The sequence below is a fragment of the Aquimarina algicola genome (assembly GCF_006443095.1).
GTDB lineage: Bacteria > Bacteroidota > Bacteroidia > Flavobacteriales > Flavobacteriaceae > Aquimarina > Aquimarina algicola.
Genome location: NZ_VFWZ01000002.1, coordinates 1,281,125 through 1,307,906 on the forward strand (window position 1 = coordinate 1,281,125; position 26,782 = coordinate 1,307,906).

Annotated in this window: 18 protein-coding genes and 1 tRNA gene; 13 read left to right on the forward strand and 6 right to left on the reverse strand. The window is 32.2% G+C overall.

The annotated features are described in order from the left end of the window. The first annotated feature begins 357 nt into the window (after nucleotides 1–357). The 3 genes from rnr (at nucleotide 358) to FHK87_RS09690 (ending at nucleotide 4,057) form a co-directional block, all read left to right on the forward strand. Nucleotides 358–2,556 carry a ribonuclease R gene (gene rnr / locus FHK87_RS09680; RefSeq protein ID WP_140592473.1) on the forward strand — a complete coding sequence of 733 codons (2,199 nt, stop codon included), beginning with the start codon at nucleotides 358–360 and terminating at the stop codon, nucleotides 2,554–2,556. Between the two features lie 70 nt (nucleotides 2,557–2,626). Further along, on the forward strand, nucleotides 2,627–3,307 hold the full coding sequence (locus tag FHK87_RS09685; protein WP_140592474.1) for a head GIN domain-containing protein: 681 nt from the start codon (nucleotides 2,627–2,629) through the stop codon (nucleotides 3,305–3,307). Nucleotides 3,308–3,346: 39 nt separating this feature from the next. Then, complete coding sequence (locus tag FHK87_RS09690; protein ID WP_140592475.1) at nucleotides 3,347–4,057, forward strand: LysE family translocator; 711 nt, start codon at nucleotides 3,347–3,349, stop codon at nucleotides 4,055–4,057. Between the two features lie 21 nt (nucleotides 4,058–4,078). Here FHK87_RS09690 and FHK87_RS09695 read toward each other — a convergent pair. Beyond that, nucleotides 4,079–4,149: transfer RNA gene (locus FHK87_RS09695), tRNA-Cys, on the reverse strand. Between the two features lie 94 nt (nucleotides 4,150–4,243). Further along, nucleotides 4,244–4,600 (reverse strand): dihydroneopterin aldolase, encoded by a 357-nt coding sequence (gene folB / locus FHK87_RS09700; protein ID WP_140592476.1) that lies wholly within the window; start codon nucleotides 4,598–4,600, stop codon nucleotides 4,244–4,246. Nucleotides 4,601–4,759: 159 nt separating this feature from the next. On the opposite strand from folB, the gene FHK87_RS09705 reads away from it, so the two are divergent. Continuing rightward, nucleotides 4,760–6,805, forward strand: a complete 2,046-nt coding sequence (locus FHK87_RS09705; RefSeq protein ID WP_140592477.1) for a glutamine--tRNA ligase/YqeY domain fusion protein — start codon at nucleotides 4,760–4,762, stop codon at nucleotides 6,803–6,805. 60 nt (nucleotides 6,806–6,865) lie between these two features. Here the strand turns inward: FHK87_RS09705 and FHK87_RS09710 are convergent, their stop codons facing one another. The 4 genes from FHK87_RS09710 to FHK87_RS09725 form a co-directional block, all read right to left on the reverse strand. Beyond that, complete coding sequence (locus tag FHK87_RS09710; RefSeq protein WP_140592478.1) at nucleotides 6,866–7,375, reverse strand: hypothetical protein; 510 nt, start codon at nucleotides 7,373–7,375, stop codon at nucleotides 6,866–6,868. Nucleotides 7,376–7,694: 319 nt separating this feature from the next. Beyond that, nucleotides 7,695–8,642, reverse strand: a complete 948-nt coding sequence (locus FHK87_RS09715) for an SPFH domain-containing protein (protein ID WP_140592479.1) — start codon at nucleotides 8,640–8,642, stop codon at nucleotides 7,695–7,697. Nucleotides 8,643–8,890: 248 nt separating this feature from the next. Next, nucleotides 8,891–10,402, reverse strand: a complete 1,512-nt coding sequence (gene gltX, locus FHK87_RS09720; RefSeq protein WP_140592480.1) for a glutamate--tRNA ligase — start codon at nucleotides 10,400–10,402, stop codon at nucleotides 8,891–8,893. 100 nt (nucleotides 10,403–10,502) lie between these two features. Further along, complete coding sequence (locus tag FHK87_RS09725; RefSeq protein WP_140592481.1) at nucleotides 10,503–11,552, reverse strand: alkane 1-monooxygenase; 1,050 nt, start codon at nucleotides 11,550–11,552, stop codon at nucleotides 10,503–10,505. Nucleotides 11,553–11,654: 102 nt separating this feature from the next. Between FHK87_RS09725 and FHK87_RS09730 the strand changes: the two genes are divergently transcribed. The 9 genes from FHK87_RS09730 (at nucleotide 11,655) to FHK87_RS09770 (ending at nucleotide 26,750) form a co-directional block, all read left to right on the forward strand. After that, the gene (locus FHK87_RS09730) at nucleotides 11,655–15,059 is read left to right on the forward strand and encodes a DUF4175 family protein (protein ID WP_140592482.1); all 3,405 of its coding nucleotides are present in this window, start codon (nucleotides 11,655–11,657) and stop codon (nucleotides 15,057–15,059) included. Continuing rightward, on the forward strand, nucleotides 15,052–15,471 hold the full coding sequence (ybeY, locus tag FHK87_RS09735; RefSeq protein ID WP_140592483.1) for an rRNA maturation RNase YbeY: 420 nt from the start codon (nucleotides 15,052–15,054) through the stop codon (nucleotides 15,469–15,471). Before FHK87_RS09730 ends, ybeY begins: the two co-directional genes overlap by 8 nt. A gap of 55 nt (nucleotides 15,472–15,526) precedes the next feature. Continuing rightward, nucleotides 15,527–17,398, forward strand: a complete 1,872-nt coding sequence (mnmG, locus tag FHK87_RS09740; protein ID WP_140592484.1) for a tRNA uridine-5-carboxymethylaminomethyl(34) synthesis enzyme MnmG — start codon at nucleotides 15,527–15,529, stop codon at nucleotides 17,396–17,398. Continuing rightward, the gene (locus FHK87_RS09745) at nucleotides 17,398–17,877 is read left to right on the forward strand and encodes a hypothetical protein (RefSeq protein ID WP_140592485.1); all 480 of its coding nucleotides are present in this window, start codon (nucleotides 17,398–17,400) and stop codon (nucleotides 17,875–17,877) included. Before mnmG ends, FHK87_RS09745 begins: the two co-directional genes overlap by 1 nt. 128 nt (nucleotides 17,878–18,005) lie before the next feature. Beyond that, nucleotides 18,006–18,479, forward strand: coding sequence for a hypothetical protein (locus FHK87_RS09750; protein WP_140592486.1), 474 nt, complete (start codon nucleotides 18,006–18,008; stop codon nucleotides 18,477–18,479). Further along, the gene (locus tag FHK87_RS09755) at nucleotides 18,479–19,330 is read left to right on the forward strand and encodes a class I SAM-dependent methyltransferase (RefSeq protein WP_140592487.1); all 852 of its coding nucleotides are present in this window, start codon (nucleotides 18,479–18,481) and stop codon (nucleotides 19,328–19,330) included. Before FHK87_RS09750 ends, FHK87_RS09755 begins: the two co-directional genes overlap by 1 nt. A gap of 231 nt (nucleotides 19,331–19,561) precedes the next feature. Further along, nucleotides 19,562–20,098, forward strand: a complete 537-nt coding sequence (locus FHK87_RS09760; RefSeq protein WP_140592488.1) for an OmpH family outer membrane protein — start codon at nucleotides 19,562–19,564, stop codon at nucleotides 20,096–20,098. Between the two features lie 571 nt (nucleotides 20,099–20,669). After that, a complete protein-coding gene (locus tag FHK87_RS09765; RefSeq protein WP_140592489.1) occupies nucleotides 20,670–22,739 on the forward strand; it encodes a T9SS type B sorting domain-containing protein in 2,070 nt (689 codons plus the stop codon). 6 nt (nucleotides 22,740–22,745) lie between these two features. Continuing rightward, on the forward strand, nucleotides 22,746–26,750 hold the full coding sequence (locus tag FHK87_RS09770) for a PorP/SprF family type IX secretion system membrane protein (protein WP_140592490.1): 4,005 nt from the start codon (nucleotides 22,746–22,748) through the stop codon (nucleotides 26,748–26,750). The last annotated feature ends 32 nt before the right edge of the window (nucleotides 26,751–26,782 follow it).

Here is a 26,782-nt window from a genome sequence, read left to right on the forward strand (position 1 = left end):
TGTTTGATCAATAGGTTCTTTCTTCTGACTCATTGTTTTATTTATATATACACTAAATGAGTATATGCCTAAAAGAAATATGACAATAAAGAGTATTATAATTTTATGTATTTTTTTGATTTTATTCATGTCAAATACCGTGATTCAAACTTCATTCAGATATACTTAGTTCTATAAATTTAAGTAATTTTTAAGATAAATATAAGTTTTTGTTTAAAAAATTGAATTGTATTCATTTGATTTACAGATAATTTATTAAACAAAGCTAATTTTTAATGATTAATAAAAGTTTAAAGTTAAAATTGTAAATGTTAAAAGATAAACTGTACTTTTATCATAAATAATAGAATAGATTTAATGAAAAGAAAGAGTAGAAGAAGAAAAAAGTCTCCCAAAATAGAAAACATCAACCAAGGAATCCTTAAAATTCTCAAAGCTGATCCTGATAAAAGTTTTAACTACAAACAAATTGCTGCAAAATTTGGTGTTAATGATGCCAGTAGTAGAAACCAAATTATTAAAAAGCTTGCACAATTAGCAGCCAAAAAACAGATAGAAGAAGTTGATCGAGGAAAATTTAAAATTATTCTTAGTAGTAATACATATGTTGGAAAATTAGAGATTACTTCAAAAGGTTCAGGATATGTAATTGTAGAAGATCAGGATGATGATATTTTTATACCTAGTACGAATTTAAACAAAGCGCTGAATGGTGATGAAGTAGAAGTGTATGTATATCGAAGAAAGCGAAGAGGAAAAAGCGAAGGCGAAATCTCAAGGATCATTTCTCGTAAGCAAAGTGAATTTGTTGGTGTTATTGAAATTCAAAAGAATTATGCTTTTGTCGATATGCAAGATTCTAGAATGTACACAGATATTTTTATTCCAAAAAATAAGATTAATGATGCAGAAAATGGAGATAAGGTTTTGGTCAAACTTGAAGATTGGCCCGAAAATGCAGAGTCTCCTTTTGGAAAAGTAATCAAAGTATTGGGTAAACCTGGTGAGCATCATACAGAAATCCATGCAATTTTAGCACAATACGGGCTTCCTTATGAGTTTCCACAAGAAGTAGAAGAGTTTGCTAACAAGTTAGATACATCTATTCAAGAATCTGAAATCAAGAAACGTAGGGACATGCGTGATATCTTGACGTTTACCATTGATCCAAAAGATGCAAAAGATTTTGATGATGCTTTGTCATTTCAGCTACTTGATAATGGTAATTATGAAGTGGGAATCCATATTGCAGATGTATCTCATTATGTACAACCCGGCACCATTCTCGACGAAGAAGCATACGAGAGAGCTACCTCTGTATATTTGGTAGATCGAGTAGTACCCATGCTACCAGAAGTATTATCAAATAATGCTTGTTCTTTAAGACCACATGAAGAAAAATATACATTTTCTGCTGTGTTTGAGTTGAATGATAAAGCAGAAATAAAAGAGCAATGGTTTGGTAGAACAGTTACATACTCTGATACACGTTTTGCTTATGAAGAAGCACAACACATTATAGAAACTAGTCAAAACGAAATTCCTGAAGAGATTTCACTAACAGGAAAAGCATATGCAACAGATCAAAATATTGCAGATGCAGTATTAAAATTAGATGAGCTTGCAAAAATAATGCGAACGCAACGAATGCGACAAGGAGCTATATCTTTTGATAAAGTTGAGGTTAAATTCTCTTTGAATGAAGATAATGAGCCAAAAGGAGTGTTTTTTAAGACTTCTAAGGACGCTAATAAGCTTATTGAAGAGTTTATGTTGCTTGCTAATAAAAAAGTGGCAGAATTCATCGGAAAACAAAATCCTAAAAAAACATTTGTATATCGAGTACATGATGAACCTAATGATGAAAAATTAGCTGCTTTACAAAATATCATTGGTCGGTTTGGATATAAATTAGATCTTAGAGATCGAAAAACAACTACTAATTCACTAAATGGATTACTAAAAGAGGTTCAAGGAAAAAAAGAACAAAATTTGGTAGATACGTTAGCAATACGTAGCATGAGTAAAGCAGAATATACAACTCACAATATAGGTCATTATGGTTTAGCTTTTGATTACTACTCACATTTTACCTCACCGATTAGAAGATATCCGGATGTTATGGCACATCGTTTGTTACAACATTATTTGGATAAAGGAAAATCTGTTGCCGAAGAAGAGTACGAAGAACGCTGTAATCATAGCAGTTCTATGGAGAATCTTGCAGCCAATGCAGAACGTGATTCTATAAAATTTATGCAAATAAAGTTTATGAAAGATCACCAAGATGAACAGTTTTTGGGTGTTATATCAGGAGTAACAGAATGGGGTATCTATGTAGAGATCATAAATAATAAATGTGAAGGTATGGTTAGACTCAAAGATCTATCAGATGATCATTACATTTTTGATCAAGACGAATACGCTGTTATTGGTCAGCAAACAAAGAAAATATATCAGTTGGGAGACGAGGTATATGTAAAAGTAAAAAATGCTGACCTGATCAAAAGACATCTTGATTTTACCTTGCTCGGAACCAGAGAAGAAATAGAATAATCTTTTGCAGATTACGTTTTATCCTAAATGAGAATATAAGTTTACATTTTAAATTTATTAAATAAGGAAAATGATGAAAAAGGCAATTATGCTTATTGTATTTTCTGTCTTGATAGGCAAAATACACGCGCAAAAAGAAATTACAAGAAATTTAGGAGATTTTAATGAATTAAAAGTCTTTGATAAGATACAAGTAACATTAGTAAAAAGTGAAGAAAATAAGATTGAGATCACTGGTATCAAAAGAAGAGATGTTAATGTGGTTCAAAATGGAAATCTTTTAAAAATCAGAATGTCTCTTAATAACCTATGGGATGGTAATAATACAAAAGTTATCCTGTTTTATAAAGAACTAAAGAAATTAGATGTTAATGAAGGGGCAAGAATAGCTTCAGATGATGTAATAACTTCGAGAAAATTAGATATTAGAGCGCAAGAAGGAGGAAAGATAGACGCAAAGATCGAAACAGATTTTCTTTATGCAAAATCTGTGACAGGTGGGGTATTAGAACTTGAAGGAGATGCAAAAGAACAAGAGGTTGTGATAAATTCCGGAGGGCAATTTTATGGTAGAAATCTAGAAACCGTAGAGACACAAGTAAGAGTTAGTGCTGGTGGAATAGCAGAAGTAAATGCAAATATCTATCTGAAGGCGAATACAAATGCAGGTGGTACAATACGTGTTTTTGGAAATCCAAAAGAATTAGATACACAAAAGCTATTAGGAGGAAAAATAATTGAAGTTAACTAGTTAGTTTTTTTAACTTTGTAGCAAACACGTTGATACGTCATGCTACAAGATGCTCAAGCAGCAATACCTATTGGATTTTTTTTAGCTTTTTTGATAGGGCCGGTTTTTTTTGTTTTATTAGAAACTGCCGCTATCAAAGGCTTTAGAGCAGCATTGGCAGTAGACCTAGGAGTTATCTTTGCAGATATCGTTTTTATATTTATTGCATATTTTAGTACGAGCAAGATCATAGAAAAAATAAAAGATGATCCTGCTCTTTTTATTTTGGGAGGTATGTTATTGCTTACCTATGGGATCATTTCGTTTATCAAAGAACGAAATAGCTATCTAAAAGTAAGAGATACAACAGTAGAAGTAATTAATAAACGCAATTATTTCAAACTATTTATAAAAGGTTTTTTACTCAATTTTATTAATATAGGTGTTCTGGGATTTTGGTTATTTGTGATTATAGGATTTGGTTCTCAGGATGATATGAGTAGCCAAAGAATTATTATCTTTTTTACAATGATATTAGGAACATATCTTTTTATCGATGTATTTAAGATGTTACTAGCCAAAAGACTTAAACGAAAATTGACTCCAAAACGGATATATATTATCAAAAAATCTATCAGTATTATTATGGTAATCTCAGGTATTTTTCTGATAATGAAAGGTGTAATACCAGATACAGTAGAACAAAGAATACAAGATGAAATCGACAAGATAACACCACAATCTACTTTACATAAAAAAATCCCGGAATAAAAATTCGGGATTTTTTCTTTGAGGTGTCGAGCGGATTCGAACCGCTGTAGATGGTGTTGCAGACCACTGCCTAGCCACTCGGCCACGACACCCTTTTCAATTGGAGAGCAAATGTAAAAAAATTTATCATTACTTCTCAAATGATTTCGCATTAAAACGTAAATCTTCTAGATTTATATCCAAAAATTAACGTTTTTTGGTTCTTGTAATCGTTACCATTTCTACATTTCCACCAATAGGTGGATTTATTTTTGAAACATTTACAATAGCGATATCAACCAGAGGTAATTCGTCTAAAATTCTAACCAAAATACGCTCAGCTGCATGTTCTAATAGTTTTGAACGAATTGCCATTTCTTCTTTCACAATACGATTTAAATGAACGTAATCTACAGTATCTGCCAGTTTATCAGATAATGAAGACTTTGTAAGATCAGCTTTAACTTTTAAATCTACTCGATAATCTGATCCAATTTTTTTTTCTTCAACAAGGCATCCATGATAGGCATATACCTTGATGTTTTTTAATTTGATAAATCCCACAAAATCTTTTTTGCAAATGTAAAAAGAATCTTTGGTATTCATAACGGGGAAAATATCCCTTTTTTTATAAGGTCATTATCTTTTTTATGTTGATAAATACCTTTTGTGTATTCTCTAAGGTTAGAATTTTAGTAATTTTGTGGCTTATATAAATTGGCCATGTCAGAAGAGAAAAAACCACTCAATTTTATAGAGCATATTATAGAAGAGGATTTAAACAACGGAATGTCTAAAGATGACCTTCGTTTTCGTTTTCCTCCTGAGCCTAATGGATACTTGCATATAGGACACACAAAAGCAATAGGAATAAGTTTTGGATTGGGACTTAAATATAATGCCCCGGTTAATCTTAGATTTGACGATACAAATCCCGCAAAAGAAGAGCAAGAATATGTTGATGCTATCAAAAAAGATATCTCTTGGTTGGGCTATCAATGGGATAAAGAATGCTATTCTTCAGACTATTTTCAACAATTATATGATTGGACAGTAGCACTTATCAAAGAAGGTAAAGCCTATGTAGACTCACAGTCTGCAGAAGAGATAGCAGAGCAAAAAGGAACTACAACAGAACCAGGAAAAAATAGCCCATATAGAGACAGGTCTGTAACAGAAAACCTTGATCTTTTTCAGAAAATGAAAGAAGGTGTTTTTGATGAAGGAGAACATGTAGTGCGTGCTAAAATTGATATGGCTGATCCTAATATGTTGATGAGAGACCCTTTGATGTATAGAATTCTAAAAAAATCACATCATAGAACTGGAGATCAATGGTGTATTTATCCTATGTACGACTGGACTCATGGCGAAAGTGATTATATAGAACATATTTCTCATTCTCTATGTTCATTAGAGTTTAAACCTCATAGAAAATTATATGATTGGTTTTTGGATCAAGTATATAGTGAAAATATACGACCAAAACAGCGAGAATTTGCACGGTTGAATCTCAGTTATACGATTATGAGTAAACGTAAATTACTTAGATTAGTAGAGGAGAAGATCGTATCGGGTTGGGATGATCCAAGAATGCCTACCATTTCTGGTTTAAGAAGAAGAGGTTATACACCATTATCTATTCGAAAATTTGTAGAAACCGTTGGGGTTGCCAAAAGAGAAAATGTTATTGATGTTTCTTTATTAGAATTTTGTGTAAGAGAGGATTTGAATAAAAGAGCACCAAGAGTGATGGCTGTTATTGATCCAGTTAAACTTGTGATTACAAATTATCCAGATAGTCAGGAAGAGTGGTTAGAAGCAGAAAACAATCCTGAAGATGCAAATGCAGGATCTAGAAACGTTCCTTTTTCTAAAGAATTATATATAGAAAAAGAAGATTTTAAAGAAGAAGCCGGACGTAAGTTCTTTAGATTAACTCTAGGAAAAGAAGTTCGTCTTAAAAACGCATATATTATCAAAGGAGAAAGCGTTGTAAAAGATAGTGAAGGTAATATTACAGAAATTCACTGTACCTATGATCCAGAAAGTAAATCGGGTAGTGGTACAGAAGCGTCTAAACTTAATGTAAAAGGAACACTACACTGGGTGTCTATACAACATGCGATACCTGCAGAGATTCGTGTATATGATCGATTGTTTAATGATGAAGCTCCAGATAGCCATAAAGACAAGGATTTTATGGATTTTCTTAATCCTGATTCATTAAAAACGATTACAGGTTATGTAGAACCAGGTCTTGCAGACGTGAATCATCTGGATACATTCCAGTTTCAGCGATTAGGATATTTTAATGTAGATATTGATAGTAAACCAGAAGCATTGGTTTTTAATAAAACTGTAGGATTAAGAGATACTTGGGCTAAGGTAAAATCCAGTCCTGTATCATCCAACAACAATCAAAAGCAAGTTCAAAATCAGCAAAGAGAGGTCTCTGCAATAGACGAAATAAAGAGAGCTGGTAAAAAGTATACTAACCTTCCGGAAAATAAGAGAGAAGCGCTTAAAATTAAAATAGTAGAGGCTGCAAAGAAAGTAGAATTAGAAGAATTAGTGCCTTTATTTGAAACAGCAATAAAAAAATCAGGAACTAGAATTGCTACAATGATAGCATTGAGAGAAGTTCTTACAAATACTGATAGTTTGCCTGACCAATCTGCAAAAGATTTTATTACAAAAGGATTAGATGATAAAAATGAGCTTTTGCAACAGGAAGCGGAGGCTACAGCTTCAAAATTTAATATATAACAGAGAATGTTGTAACAAAAAAACGGATGAGAATATACTTCTTCATCCGTTTTTTTGTTTTTAATTATCAGCTATTTGCTCATCAATAGGAATTTCAATATCTGTTTTAAAATCTTTGAAAATGTCTTTCGTTTCGGGATCATCAAGAAGCTTATTTGACTCTACAAAATGCCATTGTTTTTTCTTTTTATCATAAAAACCAAATAATGAGCTTTTTATAATGATAGTTCTACCATTAAAATCCATATTAACGGTATTTTTTACCAAACATCTGTACTCCTTATTTTCTTTTTTAATGTCTGTAACTTCTTCTACAACAGAATTTTTGATCGTTATATTTTGAGCATCCATAGTTCTAAAGATTTCATCCATAGCACTCATTAATTCTTCTTCACCATATTTTTTTATGATCTTTGGATGTGTATATTTTAAGATGTTACTTAGATTCCGATCAATTGATGCTTGAGATGTTGCTCTTGCATCTTTTAGTGCTTGTTTTTTTAAAGCATCTATATTTTGAGAAAAGATGCTTCCTGTGATAAAAAGAAAGATAATTAGATAATTTCTCATAGGGGGTCTAAATTTAATATGATTAAAATTTGTGAGATAATTTTTACAAATTTATTAATTTTTATTTGATAAGATTAATCTATAATTTAAGTAATAGTTATCATTTTTTATTATAAATTTTGGATTCATATAAAGCGTATTAAGCGCTTATTTTTTTAAGTTAATATCACAATAGCATTTACCTTGTAAAGACTTCTTAAAATGTTCTTATTTGATTTCTGGTTAAAAAACATCAGATTTTTAGCCTTGTCTAATAAAAATTAACATTTACTCAATAATTGAAATTAAAATACCTTAAGAAAATATCAAATTAAGTGTTTTATAAAGTATCATCATTTTTTCTTTGATTTCGTTTTTTGGCGTTTTGCTTTTTTAACTCTTCACCAATTTGATTTGATGCAGTAAAAGACGCAATCATATTATTTAACATATCACTTCCTGCTTGTGGAGAATTTGGTAATAGAATAAGATTACTGTTTGTTTCTTCTCCTATAGATTGTAATGTATCGTAATGTTGAGTCACTACAATTAGGGCAGAGGCTTCTTGAGAATTTATTCCTACATTGTTCAAAACATCAACACTTTCTTCTAGACCTCTGGCGATTTCTCTACGTTGGTCTGCTATACCTTGTCCTTGTAGTCTTTTACTTTCAGCTTCGGCTCTTGCTTTGGCTACAATTTTAATTCTTTCAGCTTCGGCTTCGTATTCAGCAGCTACCTTTTCACGTTCTGCAGCATTGATTCTGTTCATAGCTTCTTTTACCTGAAGATCAGGATCGATATCTGTAACCAATGTTTTTATAATATCATATCCATAGTTTACCATGGCCTCATTAAGTTCTTGCTTTACAGCAATTGCAATATCATCTTTGCGTTCAAAAACATCGTCAAGTTTCATTTTTGGTACTTCTGCACGTACTACATCAAACACATAAGAGGTAATTTGATCGTTAGGATTTTCTAATTTGTAAAAAGCATCATATACTTTTTGTTTGATCACCTGAAATTGCACTGATATTTTGAGACGAACAAATACATCATCTTTGGTCTTTGTTTCTACAATTACATCTAATTGTTGTATTCTAAGATTTACACGCCCTGCAATACGGTCAATCATTGGTATCTTGAAATGAAGTCCTGAATTTCTTGTGCTTAGAAACTTTCCAAAGCGTTCTATAATGACAGATGTTTGTTGCTTTACAGTGAATATTCCTGAAATTATGAAGATAAACCCAAAAATAACAGCGGGAATTAAATATAGATTCATTATGTTTTGTTTTATAAATTATTACATTCTAAAATACTCAATAAATTTTAACTTCTTATAATTGAAAATCTATAATATTATTAAGGTTAAGATATTAATAATGAGTTTTATAATATGAGTATATATTTACATAATAATGTTACATCTCTAAAAAATAAACCCTGAAGAAAGTTATAATACTAATCTCTCTTCAGGGTTGGGTATATAAAACTATGTAAATAAAAATCTTGATTGTTGAGTAAGATATGTTAATTATTTTCTATAGCATTTTCTATTCTTTGTATAGTTTCTTCTTTTCCGATCATAGCAGCGATTTGAAAAAGATCCGGGCCCTGTAGAGAACCAACAAGTGCGATACGCAGAGGCATCATAATTTTACCAAAACCTATTTCTTTACCAGTGATCCATGCTTTTACGGTTGTAGTTACATTGTCTTCGCTAAAATCAGTAATATCATTCAGAATCCTTGTTAATTCGTGCATAAGGTGAGGAGTATCTTCTTTCCATGCCTTTTTAATAGCTTTTTGATCGTATTCTGATGGAGATAAGAAATAGAATGAAGATAAATCCCAAAGGTCTTTTGTAAAGGTTGCTCTTTCTTTTACAGTATTGATGATTGTAGTAAGATCGAGTTTTGTTTCGATATTTTTTTGTGATAATAGTTCAGCAAATTCATTAGATAGTGTGTCACTATCTTTTCTTTGTAAATGTTGTTGTTGAAACCATTTTGTTTTTTCTGGATCAAATTTAGCACCTGCCTTATTTACTCTTTTTAGATCAAACGCTTTAATGAGTTCTTCTATAGAAAACAATTCTTGCTCTGTACCGGGATTCCAACCTAAAAACGCAAGCATATTGATTACAGCTTCCGGTAGATATCCATCTTGTTTATATCCTGAAGAAATGTCATTTGTTTTAGGATCTTTCCATTCTAATGGAAACACTGGGAATCCCATTTTATCTCCATCTCTTTTACTTAGTTTTCCTTTTCCTACCGGCTTTAATATTAAAGGAAGATGAGCAAATTTTGGAGTATCCCATCCTAAGGATTTGTATAATAAATAGTGTAGGGGTAGGGATGGTAACCATTCTTCACCTCGAATTACATGCGTAATTTTCATAAGATGATCGTCTACGATATTAGCAAGATGATATGTAGGCATACCATCACTTTTGAATAAAATTTTATCATCTAGAATATTAGTATCGATTTTGATATCTCCTCTAATTTCATCTTGAAGATACAGAGTTTCATCTTTTGGAGATTTGAATCTAATGACATATGGTTCTCCGGAATTAATTTTGTGATCAACTTCTTCTGGAGTTAACGATAAAGAATTAGTAAGTTTTTCTCGGTTATGCCAGTTATAGATAAATGTTTTTCCTTCAGCTTCGTGTTCTTTTCTATGTATATCTAAGGCTTCTGTAGTATCAAATGCATAGTATGCAAATCCATTTTTGATGAGTTGATCTGCATATTCTTTATAAATATGTTTACGTTCACTTTGTCTATATGGTCCAAAACCTTTGTCCTTATTTGGTCCTTCATCATAAGGAATTTTACACCAATCAAGTGTTTTTTTTATGTATTCTTCAGCTCCTGGTACATATCTATTTTGATCTGTATCTTCAATTCTTAGTATAAATGTTCCGTTATGCTTTTTGGCAAAAAGATAATTAAATAATGCAGTTCTTACACCACCTATATGCAAGGGTCCGGTAGGACTTGGTGCAAATCGTACCCTAATGTTATCAGTCATGATTATGTGTTTTAATCTTAAATAATGTATAGTACTTGCAAAGATACAATCTTATATAGGCTCAAAAAATGATTTGGTAAGTATTATATAGGATATATTTCTAAGTATTTTTAGCAGTTTTCATTTCACGTGGAACACGTTTATTCATTATAAAAAACCAAATAGGTGGTAAGAGTGCCAAAACCATAGATGTTGGATACCCAAAAGGAAGTTGTGGACTTTGATCATGATGATCTAAGATTTGATATTTTTTTGATGCTCGATGATGATGGTCGCTATGTCGTGTAAGTTCATATAACAATATTCTTCCGAGTTGATGATTAGAATTCCATGAGTGGATTTCTCTTACTCGCTCATATCTTCCCGTATTAGTTTTAGATCGTCTTAATCCGTAATGTTCTATATAATTTATAGTTTCAAGAAGAAGAAACCCTACAATGCCACTTAGAATAGCGGTCTTCAAACCAAGAATGCCAAAGAAATATGTAATTGTAGAAAGATATATTAGGATAAAAAATATATACCATAACATATCATTTTTGAATGAGAAAAAGGATTTGTTTTGTTTTTTGAGAAGGTTTAATTGTATTTTCCATGCACTTATGTATTGACCAATGGTAGAGGTAATCCAGAATAAATAAACAGGATGATTATACTTTGCAGTTGCAGGATCTTCTTTTGTAGCAACTTTTTGATGATGACCAAAGTTATGTTCTATATAAAAATGCATGTATAATGAGGGTAGCAATAAAGCTTTACCTATAAACCGTTCTTTGGTAAAACGATGTCCTAATTCATGAGCAACATTAATTCCATTTGTTCCTAATACAATTCCTGTAGAAATAATAATTCCGGTTAGTTCAAAGGTTTCTAATGATGTATGGGTAACTGTGACCAAAGTATAAATAAGAACACCATAAACAATAAATATGTTTAAATATAACATCCAGTCAAAAAGTATATTTTTATTTTTTGAAGTTTTACTTTCCTTATCAAGATTTTCGGTAGAAGCATTTGTGAATAACTCTATAATTGGTATAAATCCAAAGGCATAGATAGGAGTGAAATAAGTATAAATATCTTGCAACCATAACCCAATAATAGCAGTTATTGGTATAGTATAGGCACAGATATACTTTAAATCTCTCATAACAACCTATTTTTTAGGGGATTGAATTATTATAAATATAACAATTCTATTGCAAATAAAATTGTAGATTTATAAGTTAATCAAAAGATTAGACTTTATAAGATGGATAATTTTGACTTTATAAAAGATAAATTAGAACAGTTTATCAAAAAATATTATATCAATGAACTGATAAAAGGAATTATATTATTTCTTAGTATTGGTATTCTTTACTTTTTGTTGACACTTTTGATAGAGTATTTTTTATGGTTGAATAGTGTTGGTAGAACGATTTTGTTTTGGTTATTTATTATTGTAGAAGCTGGTTTGTTTTCAAAATTTATACTTGTACCTATATTAAAGTTATTTAAACTTACCAAAGGTATAAGTTATGAAAAAGCATCGTCTATTATTGGAAATCACTTTCCTGAAGTAAGTGATCGATTACTTAATTTGTTACAACTTAGTAAAAACTCTTCAACATCGTCTTTATTGTTAGCGAGTATTGAACAAAAATCGAGTCAACTCAAGCCTATACCTTTTAAATTAGCTATTAATTTCAAGAAAAACGGTAGATATCTTAAATATGCTGCTATACCATTTGGTATTATTGTGATTTTATACATCTTTAATAAAACAGATTGGATTTCAGATAGTTATGATAGAGTAGTAAATTACGACACTGCTTACGAGCCTCCAGCTCCTTTTCAATTTTTTGTTGTAAACAAAGATTTAAATGCTTTCGAAAACAAAGATTTTATTCTAAAAATAAGAACTACTGGTAAGATTGTTCCCGATAATGCTACGATAACTTACAATGACGAAGTATATTTCCTTAAAAATACTGGAGTAGGAGAGTTTGAATATACATTTGTCCAACCAAAAGAATCAATAGAATTTTTTATTACTGCAAATGACGTTAATTCTACTCCGTATGATTTATCAGTTGTTCCTATTCCTGCTTTATTGTTTTTTGAAATGAATCTTGATTATCCTGGTTATACCGGAAAAAAAGATGAGGTTTTAAAAAGTTCTGGTAATGCTACAATTCCTGAGGGTACAAAAGTAAATTGGATTGTACATACCAGAAATACAGATCGAGTAGATTTAAAAACCAAAGATTCTATAATTTCATTAAAAAAGGACGGTAAGGATTTCTCGTATAAGAAACGTGTGTTATCAAATTTTGATTATGAAATAACAACATCTAATCAAAACATAGAGAATTATGATAATCTTTCTTTTCGTCTTAATGTCGTAAAAGATCAATATCCAGAATTAAATCTAAAGTCAGAAAAAGATAGTATCAACAATGAAACTTTATATTTTTTTGGACGAGTGAGTGATGATTATGGGTTGAGTAAATTAAGGCTTGTATATTATGAGGCTGAAGAAAATTCTGAAAAAAAGATAAAAGAATTAAAAATTAATCAATCTAATTTTGATGAATTTATTTATGCGTTTCCTTCAGAATTAGACCTAAAAGAAGGAAGTAATTATGCGTTTTATTTTGAGGTTTTTGATAATGATCAAGTGAATAATTATAAAGCAACAAAAAGTCAGGTTTTTAATTTTAGGAAGTTAACACAAGAAGAAAAAGAAAAGACACTCTTAAAAAAACAAGATGAAGCTATTTCCGGTTTAAACAAATCTTTGGATAAGTTCAAAAAGCAAGATGAAGAATTAAAGAGTTTGAGTAGGCTTCAAAAAGAAAAGAAAGCTTTAGATTTTAATGACAAGAAAAAACTAGAAGACTTTTTAAAAAGACAAAAACAGCAAGAGAAGATGATGCAAGATTTTTCTAAAAAGCTAAAAGAAAACCTTGACGAATTTAATAAAAACAAAGAAGAAGAACCATTCAAAGATGCATTAAAAGAAAGATTAGAACGTAATGCTGAACGGTTAAAAAAGAATGAAAAACTACTTGAAGAAATAGAAAAATTATCGGATAAGGTTAAGAAAGAAGAGCTGACTCAAAAGCTGGAAAAGCTAGGTAAAGAAAATAAGAATGTAAAGAAAAATTTAGAACAACTTTTAGAGTTGACAAAAAGATATTATGTGTCAGAAAAGCATCAAAAACTTTCTAAAGAATTAAAGAAACTTTCTGAAGAACAAGAGAAACTTTCTGAAGAAAATGATGAAAATAATACAAAAGAAAAGCAGGATGAATTGAATAAACAGTTTGAAGAATTTCAAAAAGAAATGAACGAACTGAGAAAGCAAAATGACAAACTTAAGAAACCCATGGATATGGGTCAGAACAAAAATGATGAGGAAAAAATTAATGATGAACAGAAAGAAGCTAGTCAAAATTTAGAGAACAAAAATCAATCTGAAGCAAAGAAAAATCAAAAAAGCGCCGCTCAAAAAATGAAAGAAATGAGTGATGCGATGCAGATGCAAATGCAAGGTTCTAGTGGAGATCAGCAGATGGAAGATATGGAAATGTTGAGACAGATATTAGATAACCTTGTTGATTTTTCTATGGAGCAGGAGAGCTTAATGAAGTCCTTTAAAAACATTAGTATAGATAATCCTGCATATTCTTCAAGGTTGAGAAAGCAAAGTGTATTACGAGAAAACTTTATTCATATCGATGATAGTTTATATGCTTTGGCCCTAAGAACTCCTCAGATATCAGAAAAGGTCATAGAAAATATTACAGATATTCAATTTAATATTGATAAGTCTTTGGAGCGATTATCAGAAAATCAAGTGATACAAGGTGCCGCTAATCAACAATACACAATCACAGGATCTAATGAACTTGCATATCTGTTAAGCCAAGCTTTGGATCAAATGCAAAACAGTATGGCTTCTTCTGGAAAAGGAAAAGGTAAGGGTGGCAAAAATGAATTTCAATTGCCTGATATCATCAAAAACCAAGAAGAGCTTAATGAGCAAATGGGTGAGGGTATGAAGAAACAACAAGGGCAAAAAGGAGGAAAAGATCAACAGGGCAAAGATAGCAAAGAAGGGAGTGAAGGTAATGAAGGTAAAGAAGGCGAGGAAGGAAAAAAAGGTAAAGGTTCAAAGAATGGGAAAGGTAAACGTGGTGATCAGCAGGGAGGCGATCAGAACGGTAAGAACGGACAGAACCAAGGTAATGAGGACCTTAATGGCGAGTTGTATGAAATTTATAAAAGACAGGTAGAGTTGAGAAATGCATTAAGGGATAGAATTAAGAAAGAAGGAATAAGTAATAAACTAGGAAGTGGTTTATTAAACAAAATGGAACAAATAGAACAGGAACTTTTGGAGAAAGGATTTAATGAAAACACACTGCGAAAAATGGTAGATTTAAAACATGAACTCCTCAAACTCGAAGATGCTAATTTGCAACAAGGAGAAGAAAATAAAAGAGAAAGTAAAACAAATCTTCGCGATTACAACAATCAAACCAATCAAGATTTGGAGCGTGCAAAACAATATTTCAATACTACTGAAATATTAAATAGACAAGTATTACCTTTGCGGCAAAATCACAAACAAAAAGTTCAAGAATATTTTAAGAAACAGTATGATTAATTTTTTTTCTGAAACCGATTTTAAACTAATAGAAGAATCAAATATTTCTAAATGGATACAATTGGTTTCGGATTCAGAAAACAAAAAGATAGGAGAAATTAATTTCATCTTTTGTGACGATGAATATTTATTAAAAATCAATCAAGACTATTTAGATCATGATACGTATACTGATATTATTAGTTTTGATAACACAATAGGCAGTGAACTTAATGGGGATATTTTTATTTCTATTGAACGTGTAAAAGAAAACGCTGTTGATTTTTCAGTTTCTTTTGAAGAAGAATTACGAAGAGTTATCATTCATGGTGTACTTCATTTTTGTGGATATAAAGATAAGAGTGAGGAAGAAAGTGTTTTGATGAGAAAAAAAGAAGATGAAAAACTATTATTGTTCCACGTGGAACAATAATAGTTTTAATTGAATATTATTAGAATGTTCCACGTGGAACAATAATATGTTTGCTATGTTTGAAAAAGAATATGATGTAATAGTGGTGGGCGCAGGACATGCCGGTAGTGAAGCTGCAGCTGCAGCTGCGAATCTTGGTTGTAGCACTTTGTTGATTACGATGAATCTGCAAAACATTGCGCAAATGAGTTGTAATCCTGCTATGGGAGGTATTGCGAAAGGACAAATTGTTAGAGAGATCGATGCACTAGGAGGGTATAGTGGTATTGTTAGTGATCGTACCGCTATTCAATTCAAGATGCTAAACAAATCAAAAGGACCTGCGATGTGGAGTCCAAGAGTACAAAGTGATCGTATGCGCTTTGCAGAAGAATGGAGATTACTTTTGGAACAAACTCCAAATCTTGATTTTTATCAAGAAATGGTAAGCGGTCTTCTGGTAGAAAATGAAAAGATCGTTGGAGTTAAAACATCTCTCGGTATCGAAGTAAAAGCCAAAACTGTTGTGTTAACAAATGGTACTTTTTTAAATGGTTTGATTCATATAGGAGAAAAACAATTTGGTGGTGGTAGAGCAGGAGAAAGAGCTGCAACAGGAATTACAGAACAGCTTATAGATTTTGGTTTTGATTCGGGAAGAATGAAAACAGGAACACCACCAAGAGTAGATGGTAGATCATTGGACTATTCTAAAATGGTTGAACAACCTGGCGATGATCATCCGGAAAAATTTAGTTATTTGGATCTAACAAAACCATTGACAGAACAGCGATCTTGTTTTATGACCTATACGTCTCCTCAAGTTCATGATTTATTAAAAGAAGGTTTTGATCGTTCTCCAATGTTTAATGGTAGAATCAAAAGTATAGGGCCTAGATATTGCCCTTCTATAGAAGATAAAATTAATAGGTTTGCAGACAAAGAAAGACATCAGTTGTTTGTAGAACCCGAAGGATGGAATACAGTAGAAGTTTATGTAAATGGTTTTTCTACTTCGCTTCCCGAAGATGTACAATTTAGAGCATTAAAATCTGTTGCAGGTTTTGAAAATGTAAAATTTTTTAGACCTGGTTATGCAATAGAATATGATTATTTTCCTCCTACACAATTATCACACACGCTAGAAACGAAACTAATATCTGGATTGTTTTTTGCGGGACAGATTAATGGAACAACTGGATATGAAGAAGCAGCTTCGCAAGGATTGATTGCCGGTATAAATGCTGCTTTAAAAGTAAAAGAACAAAACCCATTTATGTTGAGAAGAAGTGAAGCGTATATAGGTGTGTTAATTGATGATTTAATTACCAAAGGAACTGAAGAACCATATCGAATGTTTACTTCGAGAGCAGAATATAGAACACTGCTTAGACAAGACAATGCAGATTTTAGATTAACACCAAAATCACATGAAATTGGTTTAGCTTCTAATGCTAGAATGAATAGGATGGAAGAGAAACAAAAAAAATCTGATGCTTTTGTTCAGTTTTTTAAAGACACCAGTATTTCTCCAGATGAAGCGAATCCAGTTTTAGAAGAAAAAAAATCTTCACCAATGAGTCAAAGTGGCAAATTGTTTAAATTATTTGCACGCCCTCAAATTACTTTAGAAGATGTAAAAGAGTTTAATAAAGTTAAAGCGTATATACAAGAACATAATTTAGATAAAGAAGTTTTAGAACAAACAGAGATTCAGGTAAAGTATTCTGGGTATATCGAAAAAGAAAAAAATAATGCTGATAAGCTAAACCGATTAGAAAATATTAAAATCCCAGAAAATTTTGATTATACAAAATTAAAGTCGTTGTCATTTGAAGCTTGTGAAAAATTATCAAAAATAAGACCAACTACAATTTCTCAGGCATCTCGAATCAGCGGTGTTTCACCAAATGATATTTCTGTACTTTTAGTATACATGGGTAGATAATGAAAAGTGAAGTTTTTAAACAACAAAAACCATTAAAAGCAAAAATACTGTCCGTAATTGTAGCAGTATTTAGTGTTTTAATATTATTGGTAAGTACAGGGTCGATTATTCCAAGAATATTATTTTTCTGTGTTTCAATGGTTGTGTTAGGATATTCTATCTCTTATGAAATAAAAGAAAATTTTTTAAATCGTAAGCATTTTTCAGTATTTGGTGTCAAGATATTTAGTACTGCATTAAAGCTAGAGTATCCTGATTATATTTCTGTATTTTCTACATCTTCTAGTATAAATAACGAATGGGGTGCAATTGCTGCAATCGGAACCAAAGAAAGGCACGATAATATTGTAGTTCGATTTTTTACAGACAATAGAAATTTTACACTATATAGAACAAATAACTACGAAGAGGCATTTAGAAAAGCGACAACCCTTCAAAAAATCTTAAATATAGAATTATACGATAATACAAAAGAGTAGTTCCACGTGGAACATTTTGAGAGTATAGTTAAATTGACTTCTTAAACACAAATGAAATTTAGAACATATTTGAAATATAATAAAGGTACTCTCCAATAATGAATGTAATTAAAATAGTTTGTTTTTGCTTGATATTATATTCTTGTATTCCGATCAAAAATGTTGAGCGAGTAGATCAATACAAAATTGTAAGTAGTAAAAAAAATTCAGAAGATATTTATTTTCTTTTCAAACCAGAAATGAGTGTTCCAGGTGCAAAGTACTCTTTACGCAGGCAATTTTCTTTAAAAGATGATCAGGTTTTGAAATCATTTACCTCAAAATTGTTTGACAATTATGATATTGAGTTTGATGTTGAAGTAAGTTTTGAGCTCGACAATGACGAATATTTAGATTTTACACCAATGTTTTTTGATGACAATGGTCGCCCGGAAGATAAAGAAGGAGGCGCCATTACATTTGTACAAATTAAAATAATGGATCAAGGAGGTAATAATTGTCTTTCTCCAAAATCTTTGTTTTATAACAAGACACGATTGCTATTAATAGAAATTAGAGATAATATTAAAAAAGAAGACTATTTTAGACCAATTGTAAAATAATGGACGACCAGCACGTTTTAGACTTTTTTATAGAATGTAAAGATCACACCGTTTCGGGAGAAACATTTCAACTGCTTCATGACAAGAAATATGATATGTTAATTACTTCTCCTAAACCAGAAGTAAATGATCTTGCTAAATATTATGAAAGTGAAGATTATATTTCGCATACCGATGCAAAAAGATCACTTTTTGAAAAAATGTATCATTTTGTGAAAGAATATGCATTACGCAAAAAAGTGAAACTTATTTTTGATTTAAATAAAAAAACAGGATCTCTTTTAGATATAGGAGCAGGTACAGGTGATTTTTTGATTGCTGCAAAAAACAAAGGATGGGATGTAAAGGGAGTAGAGCCGAGTGATCAAGCTAAAAAATTAGCAAAACAGAAAGGAGTTGATTTAATCACTAAAACATCAGAATTACAATCCAAAAGTGTTGACGTAATAACAATGTGGCATGTTTTGGAACATGTTCCGGATATAATGAATCAGCTTATAGAACTTAAACGCTTGGTAAAAGAAAATGGGTATATCATTATTGCGGTGCCTAATTATAAATCATACGATGCATCATATTATAAATCTTTTTGGGCTGCCTATGATGTACCAAGACATCTATGGCATTTCTCTAAAAAATCAATTGAATCTCTTTTTAAAGAGCATGACCTAGTTTTAGAAAAAACACTTCCAATGAAATTTGATTCTTTTTATGTATCACTTTTGTCTGAAAAATATAAAAAAGGAAAAATGAATTTTTTGAATGCTTTTTGGATAGGATTACGATCCAATTATAAAGGAAAGAAATCTGGAGAGTATTCTTCACATATTTATATACTCAAAAACACCTAATTTTAGTTTTAATGATGTTTTTGAGCTTTTTTGATCTGTATAACATAGGAAACCATAAGAATTTTATTAAAGACGCTTAAAACGCTTTATTTTAGCTTCTTTTTAATAGATTTTTTATATTTTATATTTAAAAATGATTGTTTTTACTTATAGTTTATTATTTTAAAAAATATAGTAGATAACATCACACGAACTTTGATATTTTTGCCCAGAATTTAACTTTTTTAAAAAATGAAAAAAATTTTAGCAATTGCAGGAGTTGTTTTGTTTTTAGCTTCTTGTAATCAACAACAGATAGAGAAAACAGGTTATGTAAATAATACAAAAGTTGTTTCTGATTTCAAAGAAATGAAAGTTGCCCAAGAGAAATGGACAAAACGTAATAATGAGGTAAGAGCAGAACTCGAAGAAAAAGCAAAGCAGTTTCAGATTGAAGTACAAGGATATCAAAACATACAAAAATCAATGTCTCCTGTCAACAGACAAAAGAAGGAGCAAGAATTGATGGCTAAGCAACAGGCACTTCAGAAAGAACAGCAAGCCAAAATGCAAGAAATTCAAAAAGGTAGCCAGGCCGAAATTGACTCTATCATCAATAAAGTAAAAGATTTTATTGTAGAGTATGGTAAGAAAAACGAGTATACATATATCTACGGTGATACAGAAGCAAGCAATATCCTTTACGGTAAAAAAGAATTAGATCTTACAGAGATTATTCTTAAAGAACTAAATGGAGAGGATTCTACAGCTACAGAAACAAAAGAGTAGTCTTTACACCATATAAAAATAACAAAGGCATCAGGAAATTGTTTTCTTGATGCTTTTTTTATGTTTAAAAACTATTTTTTTTGTACAAAGTATGAGTGATTTTTACCCCCGATTTATCTAACTTTTAAAACATATTTTAACAGTGTTTTTTACACTTTATCGAAAATAATTGCTTTTTTAAGACGTTTAACACGCTATAAAATGCACTGCAAAATGAAAAAAACATACGCTTTTTTGAAATTTGACGAGTTTAAATATTAGATTTTGTGAAGCATATTTAGCATAAAATTAAGTAAAAAAAACACTTTTTTTTGCTCAATAATTTACTGATTAACAATTTTTTATATATATTAACATGCTGTTTTAATTTAAATAAATGATCATTAAAATAGTGCAACAAACTAGAAGTCAGAAAATTATTACAAAAAAATATCAAATTTTAGTTTGATATAAATATTTAATTTATAATTTTATGACTTGGTAAAAAATATATTAACAATATTATTAACAAGCGCCCCAAATCGCAAAGTTGATAATCAATTGTTCACCTTAAATTTTTGAGTGTGATACCATGAGAAAAGAACTTAACCCCATATCGTCACTTGTCTTTATATTGGCATTAATTTTGTCTGTACAGAATGCTGTGGGTCAAACTACTCGTCCTAGATTTACAAATGCCGCTGGTACAAGTCTTACAGATAGAATTTGTGTTCGACCTGCAACAGCTACAGAGCCTCTTTTGGATCAAAGAATTGTAAGGGCTCAAGGAACAGAACGTTTTCCGGCAGGAACTGTATTTACTTTAGAATTGTCAGATGAAACGGGAACTTTTCCTACAGATAATGTTAGAGTGCTCACAGAGTTTACACTAGCTGTAGAAATACCATCATCAGGTGGTCTTATAGAATTTCCTTCATTTGTTATCCCTTCAGATTTACGTAGTGATGATTTTAGAATGAGAATTAGATTTGATAGGATGGAAGGAAGTCCAAACGACAGAGGTGTTGGTCAAACTAATAATAGTGTTTCTATATTCTTTTACGACAGTACAGAACGAGTGGAGATCACAGGTCCTAATCCAAATTCTAGGATTGTAGCATTATGTGCTGGTGAAACAGCTACACTTACAGTATCTCCTACAAATCTTCCTAATTATCAGTGGTTTTTTAATGGAGCTGCAATCCCGGGAGCAACCGGTACTTCTATAGAAGTTACAGAACCGGGCGATTATGAGGTAGTTGCAGAATTTGGATCATGTAATGATGAATTTAGAACAGTTGCTCGTGATGATGTTGTCTTAATAAATTTTGATACTACTCCAATTGTTATAAATGGTGGGCTACGTCAAGAATTTTGTCCTAGTGATGTAAAAATACTTACTACTACAATAACCCCTATTGCAGGATCTGGAGATTTAGATTATGAATGGACTAAAGATGGTGAATTAATAGTAGGAGAAAACCGAAACCAATTAGAATTACCACAAAGTAATTTTGCAGGAATTTATGCTGTACGTGTTATAGGAACAAATACTTGTGATGCAAATACAGACCCCGTAGAAGTAATTAATTTAGGGTCGAATATTCTAACACAACCCCCTCCAGAGATTGTTTTATTGCCGACGCAACCTCCTATAACCCTAGAAATAACAACTGATGCTCCACCAGGAAGTACCATAGAATGGTTTAGAGATGGAGTATCTATAGAAGGAGCCCCAGTGTCAATTGCAGACCCAGGGGCATTGTCTATTGAAGTATCTACCTCAGGAGTATATCGAGCAGATGTTTTTGCAAATGATTTTTGTATGGATACTCTAAGTGCCGAAACAGTTGTTTATACTACTAACAATTACAGTATTCAAATCGGAAATGTTCTTGATTGTGAAGAGAATACAGGTACCTTAGGTATAGAAAATATTTTTGGAGAAGTTGCCACAGTTGGGCAAATACCTCTTACAGTAGATCAATATTCATTCTTTGCTTTTGAATGGTTCAGAAATGGAACATCTACAGGAGATACAGGGACAACATTGGCTGTTACAGAAAGTGATGTTGGAGATATATATGTATTAGAAGGAACATTAACCGGTTCAGGAATAAGTACAATTTCATCCAATGAATTAACTGTAGAGATTTTATCAGACACTGTAGAAATAGAGTCATTTCCAGAAAACCCTGCACCGGATCAACCAGTAACCCTAAGTGTTACTGATAATGCTAGCTTTATGTACCAATGGTTTTTGAATAGTGAACCCATTGCAGATGCAACAAGTAGTTCGATAGAAGTTACAGAAAGAGGAACATATACAGTACAAATAACACTATCAGATTGTATCATAGAGTCTGCACCTTTTAATTTTGGTGTAGGAGGAGGAGTTTCAGAATTGATTCCAAATGTGATTACTCCTGATGGTAGTTTTGGTAGAAACGATAGTTGGAAATTACCAGAATCGTTCAATAGTTCAGATGTAGAAGTTACGATATATAATTCTAGAGGAAAGCTCGATTTTCAAAAATCAGGAGGCTATAATGGTGATTGGCCTACAGAGTCAGCATCAAATGCCAGAGAGCTTATCTATTATTATATCATAACAAGAAATAACGAGATAGTTAGAAAAGGAACAATTACAGTATTAAGATAGTTTTAGATGGTAAGAAAAATACTTTTCATATTAATAAACATCACATTTATATTTCAAGCGTATTGCCAAGAAAGCGTTGTCAATACAAATGGTATATTGCCCTCAGATATACCACTTCATAATTCATTAAAATATAATAGATTTTTATTCAACCCAACTTTTTCTTTTGTAAGAGAAAAACAAAATTCTGTAAATATATACAACAGAAATCCAAGGTCAGGTTTTGATAATAATCCACAGACTTATGTTCTTAATTATACAGGAACCCTAGACGAAAGAATGGGAATAGGTGTAGGTCTTTTTCAACAAAATGTTGGGATTTTTAGATACTTTGGTGCTACACTTAACTATGCTTACAATGTAGAGCTCAATAGAGATATGAACCTTACTTTTGGTATGAATGTTCAGTATTCTCAAAGTGGTCTAAAGAATAATCTTAATGAAGCAGATGCGGGAGACGAGGTTATTAATGATTTCCAGAATAATTCAGTGTTTTTAGTACAACCGGGTGTTAATTTCAATGTAGGTAATTTTGATGTAGGAGTATCAGCAGGTAATCTTGTGGCATACAGTATTACATCAAGTGAATTATTTACTGATAATATGGTGCTTACAGGTCATGCTATGTATACAACCGAGTTAGATTGGAGAACAGATAACGAGATACGAGGAATGGTGTATGCCACAAAACCAGGAGAAGAAGAACTTCGATATGGTGGAAACGTGATTTTTGAATTACCACAATACGGATGGGGTCAATTAGGGTATAATAGCTTTTTTGGAGCAGCTATCGGTATTGGCGCAAACATCACACCATTAGTATCAGTAGGATATACAGTAGAGCCAGGTATAGGAGGAGAAGCAAATGAAGCAGATTTTGGTGCCACCCACGAATTTGGATTGGCATTTAATTTTGAAAGAGATTCTAGAAGCCGAAGAAGAAGAGGCAGTAGCAGTAAAAGAAAAACAAGCTCACAAAAAGCATATGAGGCGAGAGACTCAGAAATTAGAAGACTTAAGAAAGAAATCTTAGAACAAAATAAGATTATTAGAGAATTGCAAAATCAAAGAGGTGATTCTCAAACAGAGTCTCAAAAGGCAATGAGTGAACTCGAAAGATCTATTGCAGAAGCGAAAGAAAAAGAAGCACAAGCCTTAAGAGATCTTGAGTTACAAAGGGCAGAAGAAGTAAAATTACTTAACGAACAAAGAGAAGAAGAAGAACGCCTTGCAGCACAAAGAAATTTAGATAGAGAAGATGCCGAGAGACGAGCTGAAGAAGAACGTTTGGCGACAGCTAGAAGATTAGAAAGAGAAGAAGCAGAGCGAAAAGCAGAAGAAGAGCGTTTGGCTGCAGCAAGACAATTAGAGCAAGAAAATACATTACAAAAAACAGAAGAAGAAAGAATTGCTCAAGAAGAAGCAGCAAGAGAAGCAGAAGCAGCAAAAGAGCAAGAAGAAGAAGATCGACTTGCAGCGCAAAGAAATTTAGAAAGAGAAGAAGCAGAACAAAGAGAAGAACAAGAACGTTTGGCTGCAGCTAGAAGACTAGAAAGAGAAGAAGCGCAACAAAAAGCTGCAGAAGAACAACAAAAAACACAAGAAGTAAAAACATCTACACAAGCAGCTATTGCTGATGGTAGTGTAGAAAGTTTAAGAAGTCAGGCAGATCTTGTGCGTTCAAGTACTTTTATTGCAGCACCAGAGCGTGAAAAGTTATTATCAGATATTAATGACGCAATCAGCAAAAAAGAAACAGAGGAAGCGGAAGCAGCTCAGGCTGTAGAAGCAGAGCGTCAACGACAAGAAGTAGAGGCAATACGTTTAGCAGAAGAAGAACGTAAGCAACAGGAAGCAGCAGCAATTGAGGCCGCACAATTAGCAGAGCAACAACAAAAGACAGAAGAAGTAAAGACGTCTACACAAGAAGCTATTGCAAATGGTGATGTAGAGCGCTTAAGAAGTCAGGCAGACCTTGTACGTTCTAGTACTTTTATACCAGTAGAGGAGCGTGAGCGTATCTTAACAGAGATCAACAATGCGATTAGTGAGAAAGAAGCCGAAGCAACTCAGGCTGCCGAAGTAGAGCGTCAACGACAAGAAGCTGAAGCAATACGTTTAGCAGAAGAAGAACGTAAGCAACAGGAAGCAGCAGCAATTGAAGCCGCACAATTAGCAGAGCAACAACAAAAGACAGAAGAAGTAAAGACGTCTACACAAGAGGCTATTGCAAATGGTGATGTAGAGCGCTTAAGAAGTCAGGCAGATCTTGTACGTTCTAGTACTTTTATACCAGTAGAGGAGCGTGAGCGTATCTTAACAGAGATCAACAATGCGATTAGCGAAAAAGAAGCCGAAGCAACTCAGGCTGCCGAAGCTGAAGCAGCAAGAATTGCAGAAGAACAGCGCAAAGTAGAAGAGTTGAAATCTACAACAAGAGATATTATATCGACTGGAGATATTAATGCGTTAAGAAACCAATCGAATATTGTGAGTTCAAGTGATTATCTTCCACAAGTAGATCAGCAGAGTCTAATTTCTGAGATCAACAATGCGATTAGTCAGAAAGAAGCCGAAGCGGCTCAGGCTGCAGAAGCAGAGCGTCAGCGTCAAGCAGCAGAAGCAGCAAGAGTTGCAGAAGAGCAACAAAAGACAGAAGAAATAAAAACGTCTACGCAAGAAGCTATTGCAAATGGTGATGTAGAAGCTTTAAGAAGACAAGCAGACCTTGTACGTTCTAGTACTTTTATACCAGTAGAGGAGCGTGAGCGTATCTTAACAGAGATCAACAATGCGATTAGTGAGAAAGAAGCCGAAGCGGCTCAGGCTGCAGAAGCAGAGCGTCAGCGTCAAGCAGCTGAAGCAGCAAGAATTGCAGAAGAACAGCGCAAAGTAGAAGAGTTGAAATCTACAACAAGAGATATTATAGCAACTGGAGATATTGATGCGTTAAGAAATCAATCGAATATTGTGAATTCTAGTGATTTCCTTCCGCAAGCAGATCAACAGAGTCTAATTTCTGAGATCAACAATGCAATTAGTCAGAAAGAAGCCGAAGCAGCTCAGGCGGCAGAAGCAGCAAGATTAGCAGAAGAAGAACGCCAACGTCAGGCAGCAGAAGCTGCTTCTACAGCTAATGAAGAAGGATTAGACGAAATCAAGAAAGAATTAGATAACAGTAGTCGAATCACAGATAAGATCGTTGCACAAAGAGATTCATTACTTACTACCAGTATGAATGTTGATAAACGAGAGTTTAGTAAACTTTTAGAATCATTGGTTAATATGAATGATGATGCAGATGCTGCCAAAAAAGAATCAGACCCAATTAGTTCAAAAAGACTTAGTGCTAAGAACAGATTTGTAAAGTTTGCTGAAACAGCAAGACCAGAAGCCCAGATCGCAACTAAGTTTATACCTGGATACCCAGAAGGATATTACTTAATTGGTAATGTATTCAAAGGAGGTGCATACGCAGAGAAATTCTCAGGAACACTTAAAGACTTAGGTTTTGATAATTCTCAGATCATTCTGAATCCGGAAAATCAATTCCAATATGTTGCGATAGAAAGCTATACTGATCGAGACGATGCTATAGAAAAGTATACTAGCAATGTAGATAATAAATTCTTTGGTGATATGTGGATACTACATATTGCAAAAAGTAGAGTAGAATCTTACAAGAAACTTTTACAAGAAACACGATTAATTAAAGATACGGTTAAAGACGATACTGTATTAACAGAAAGCCTCTCATTTATTGGAGGACATAACATAGAAAACGGATACTATTTAGTTACCAATGTATTTAAAAGAGAAAATTATTTTGAAAGAGGAATAGCTAAATTAAAATCCCAAGGGCTAGACCCACAATATTTCAGGAACCCAAAAGACAACTATATATACGTTTATTTAAAGAAGTTTGATAACCTTGATGAAGCAAAGCAGAGTTTATTCTCTAATGTAGAAAACTCTTATAATGGTGATCTATATATTTTGAAGATTGAATAAGAGTATTGTAGTTATAAGCTTGTAATGAAGAT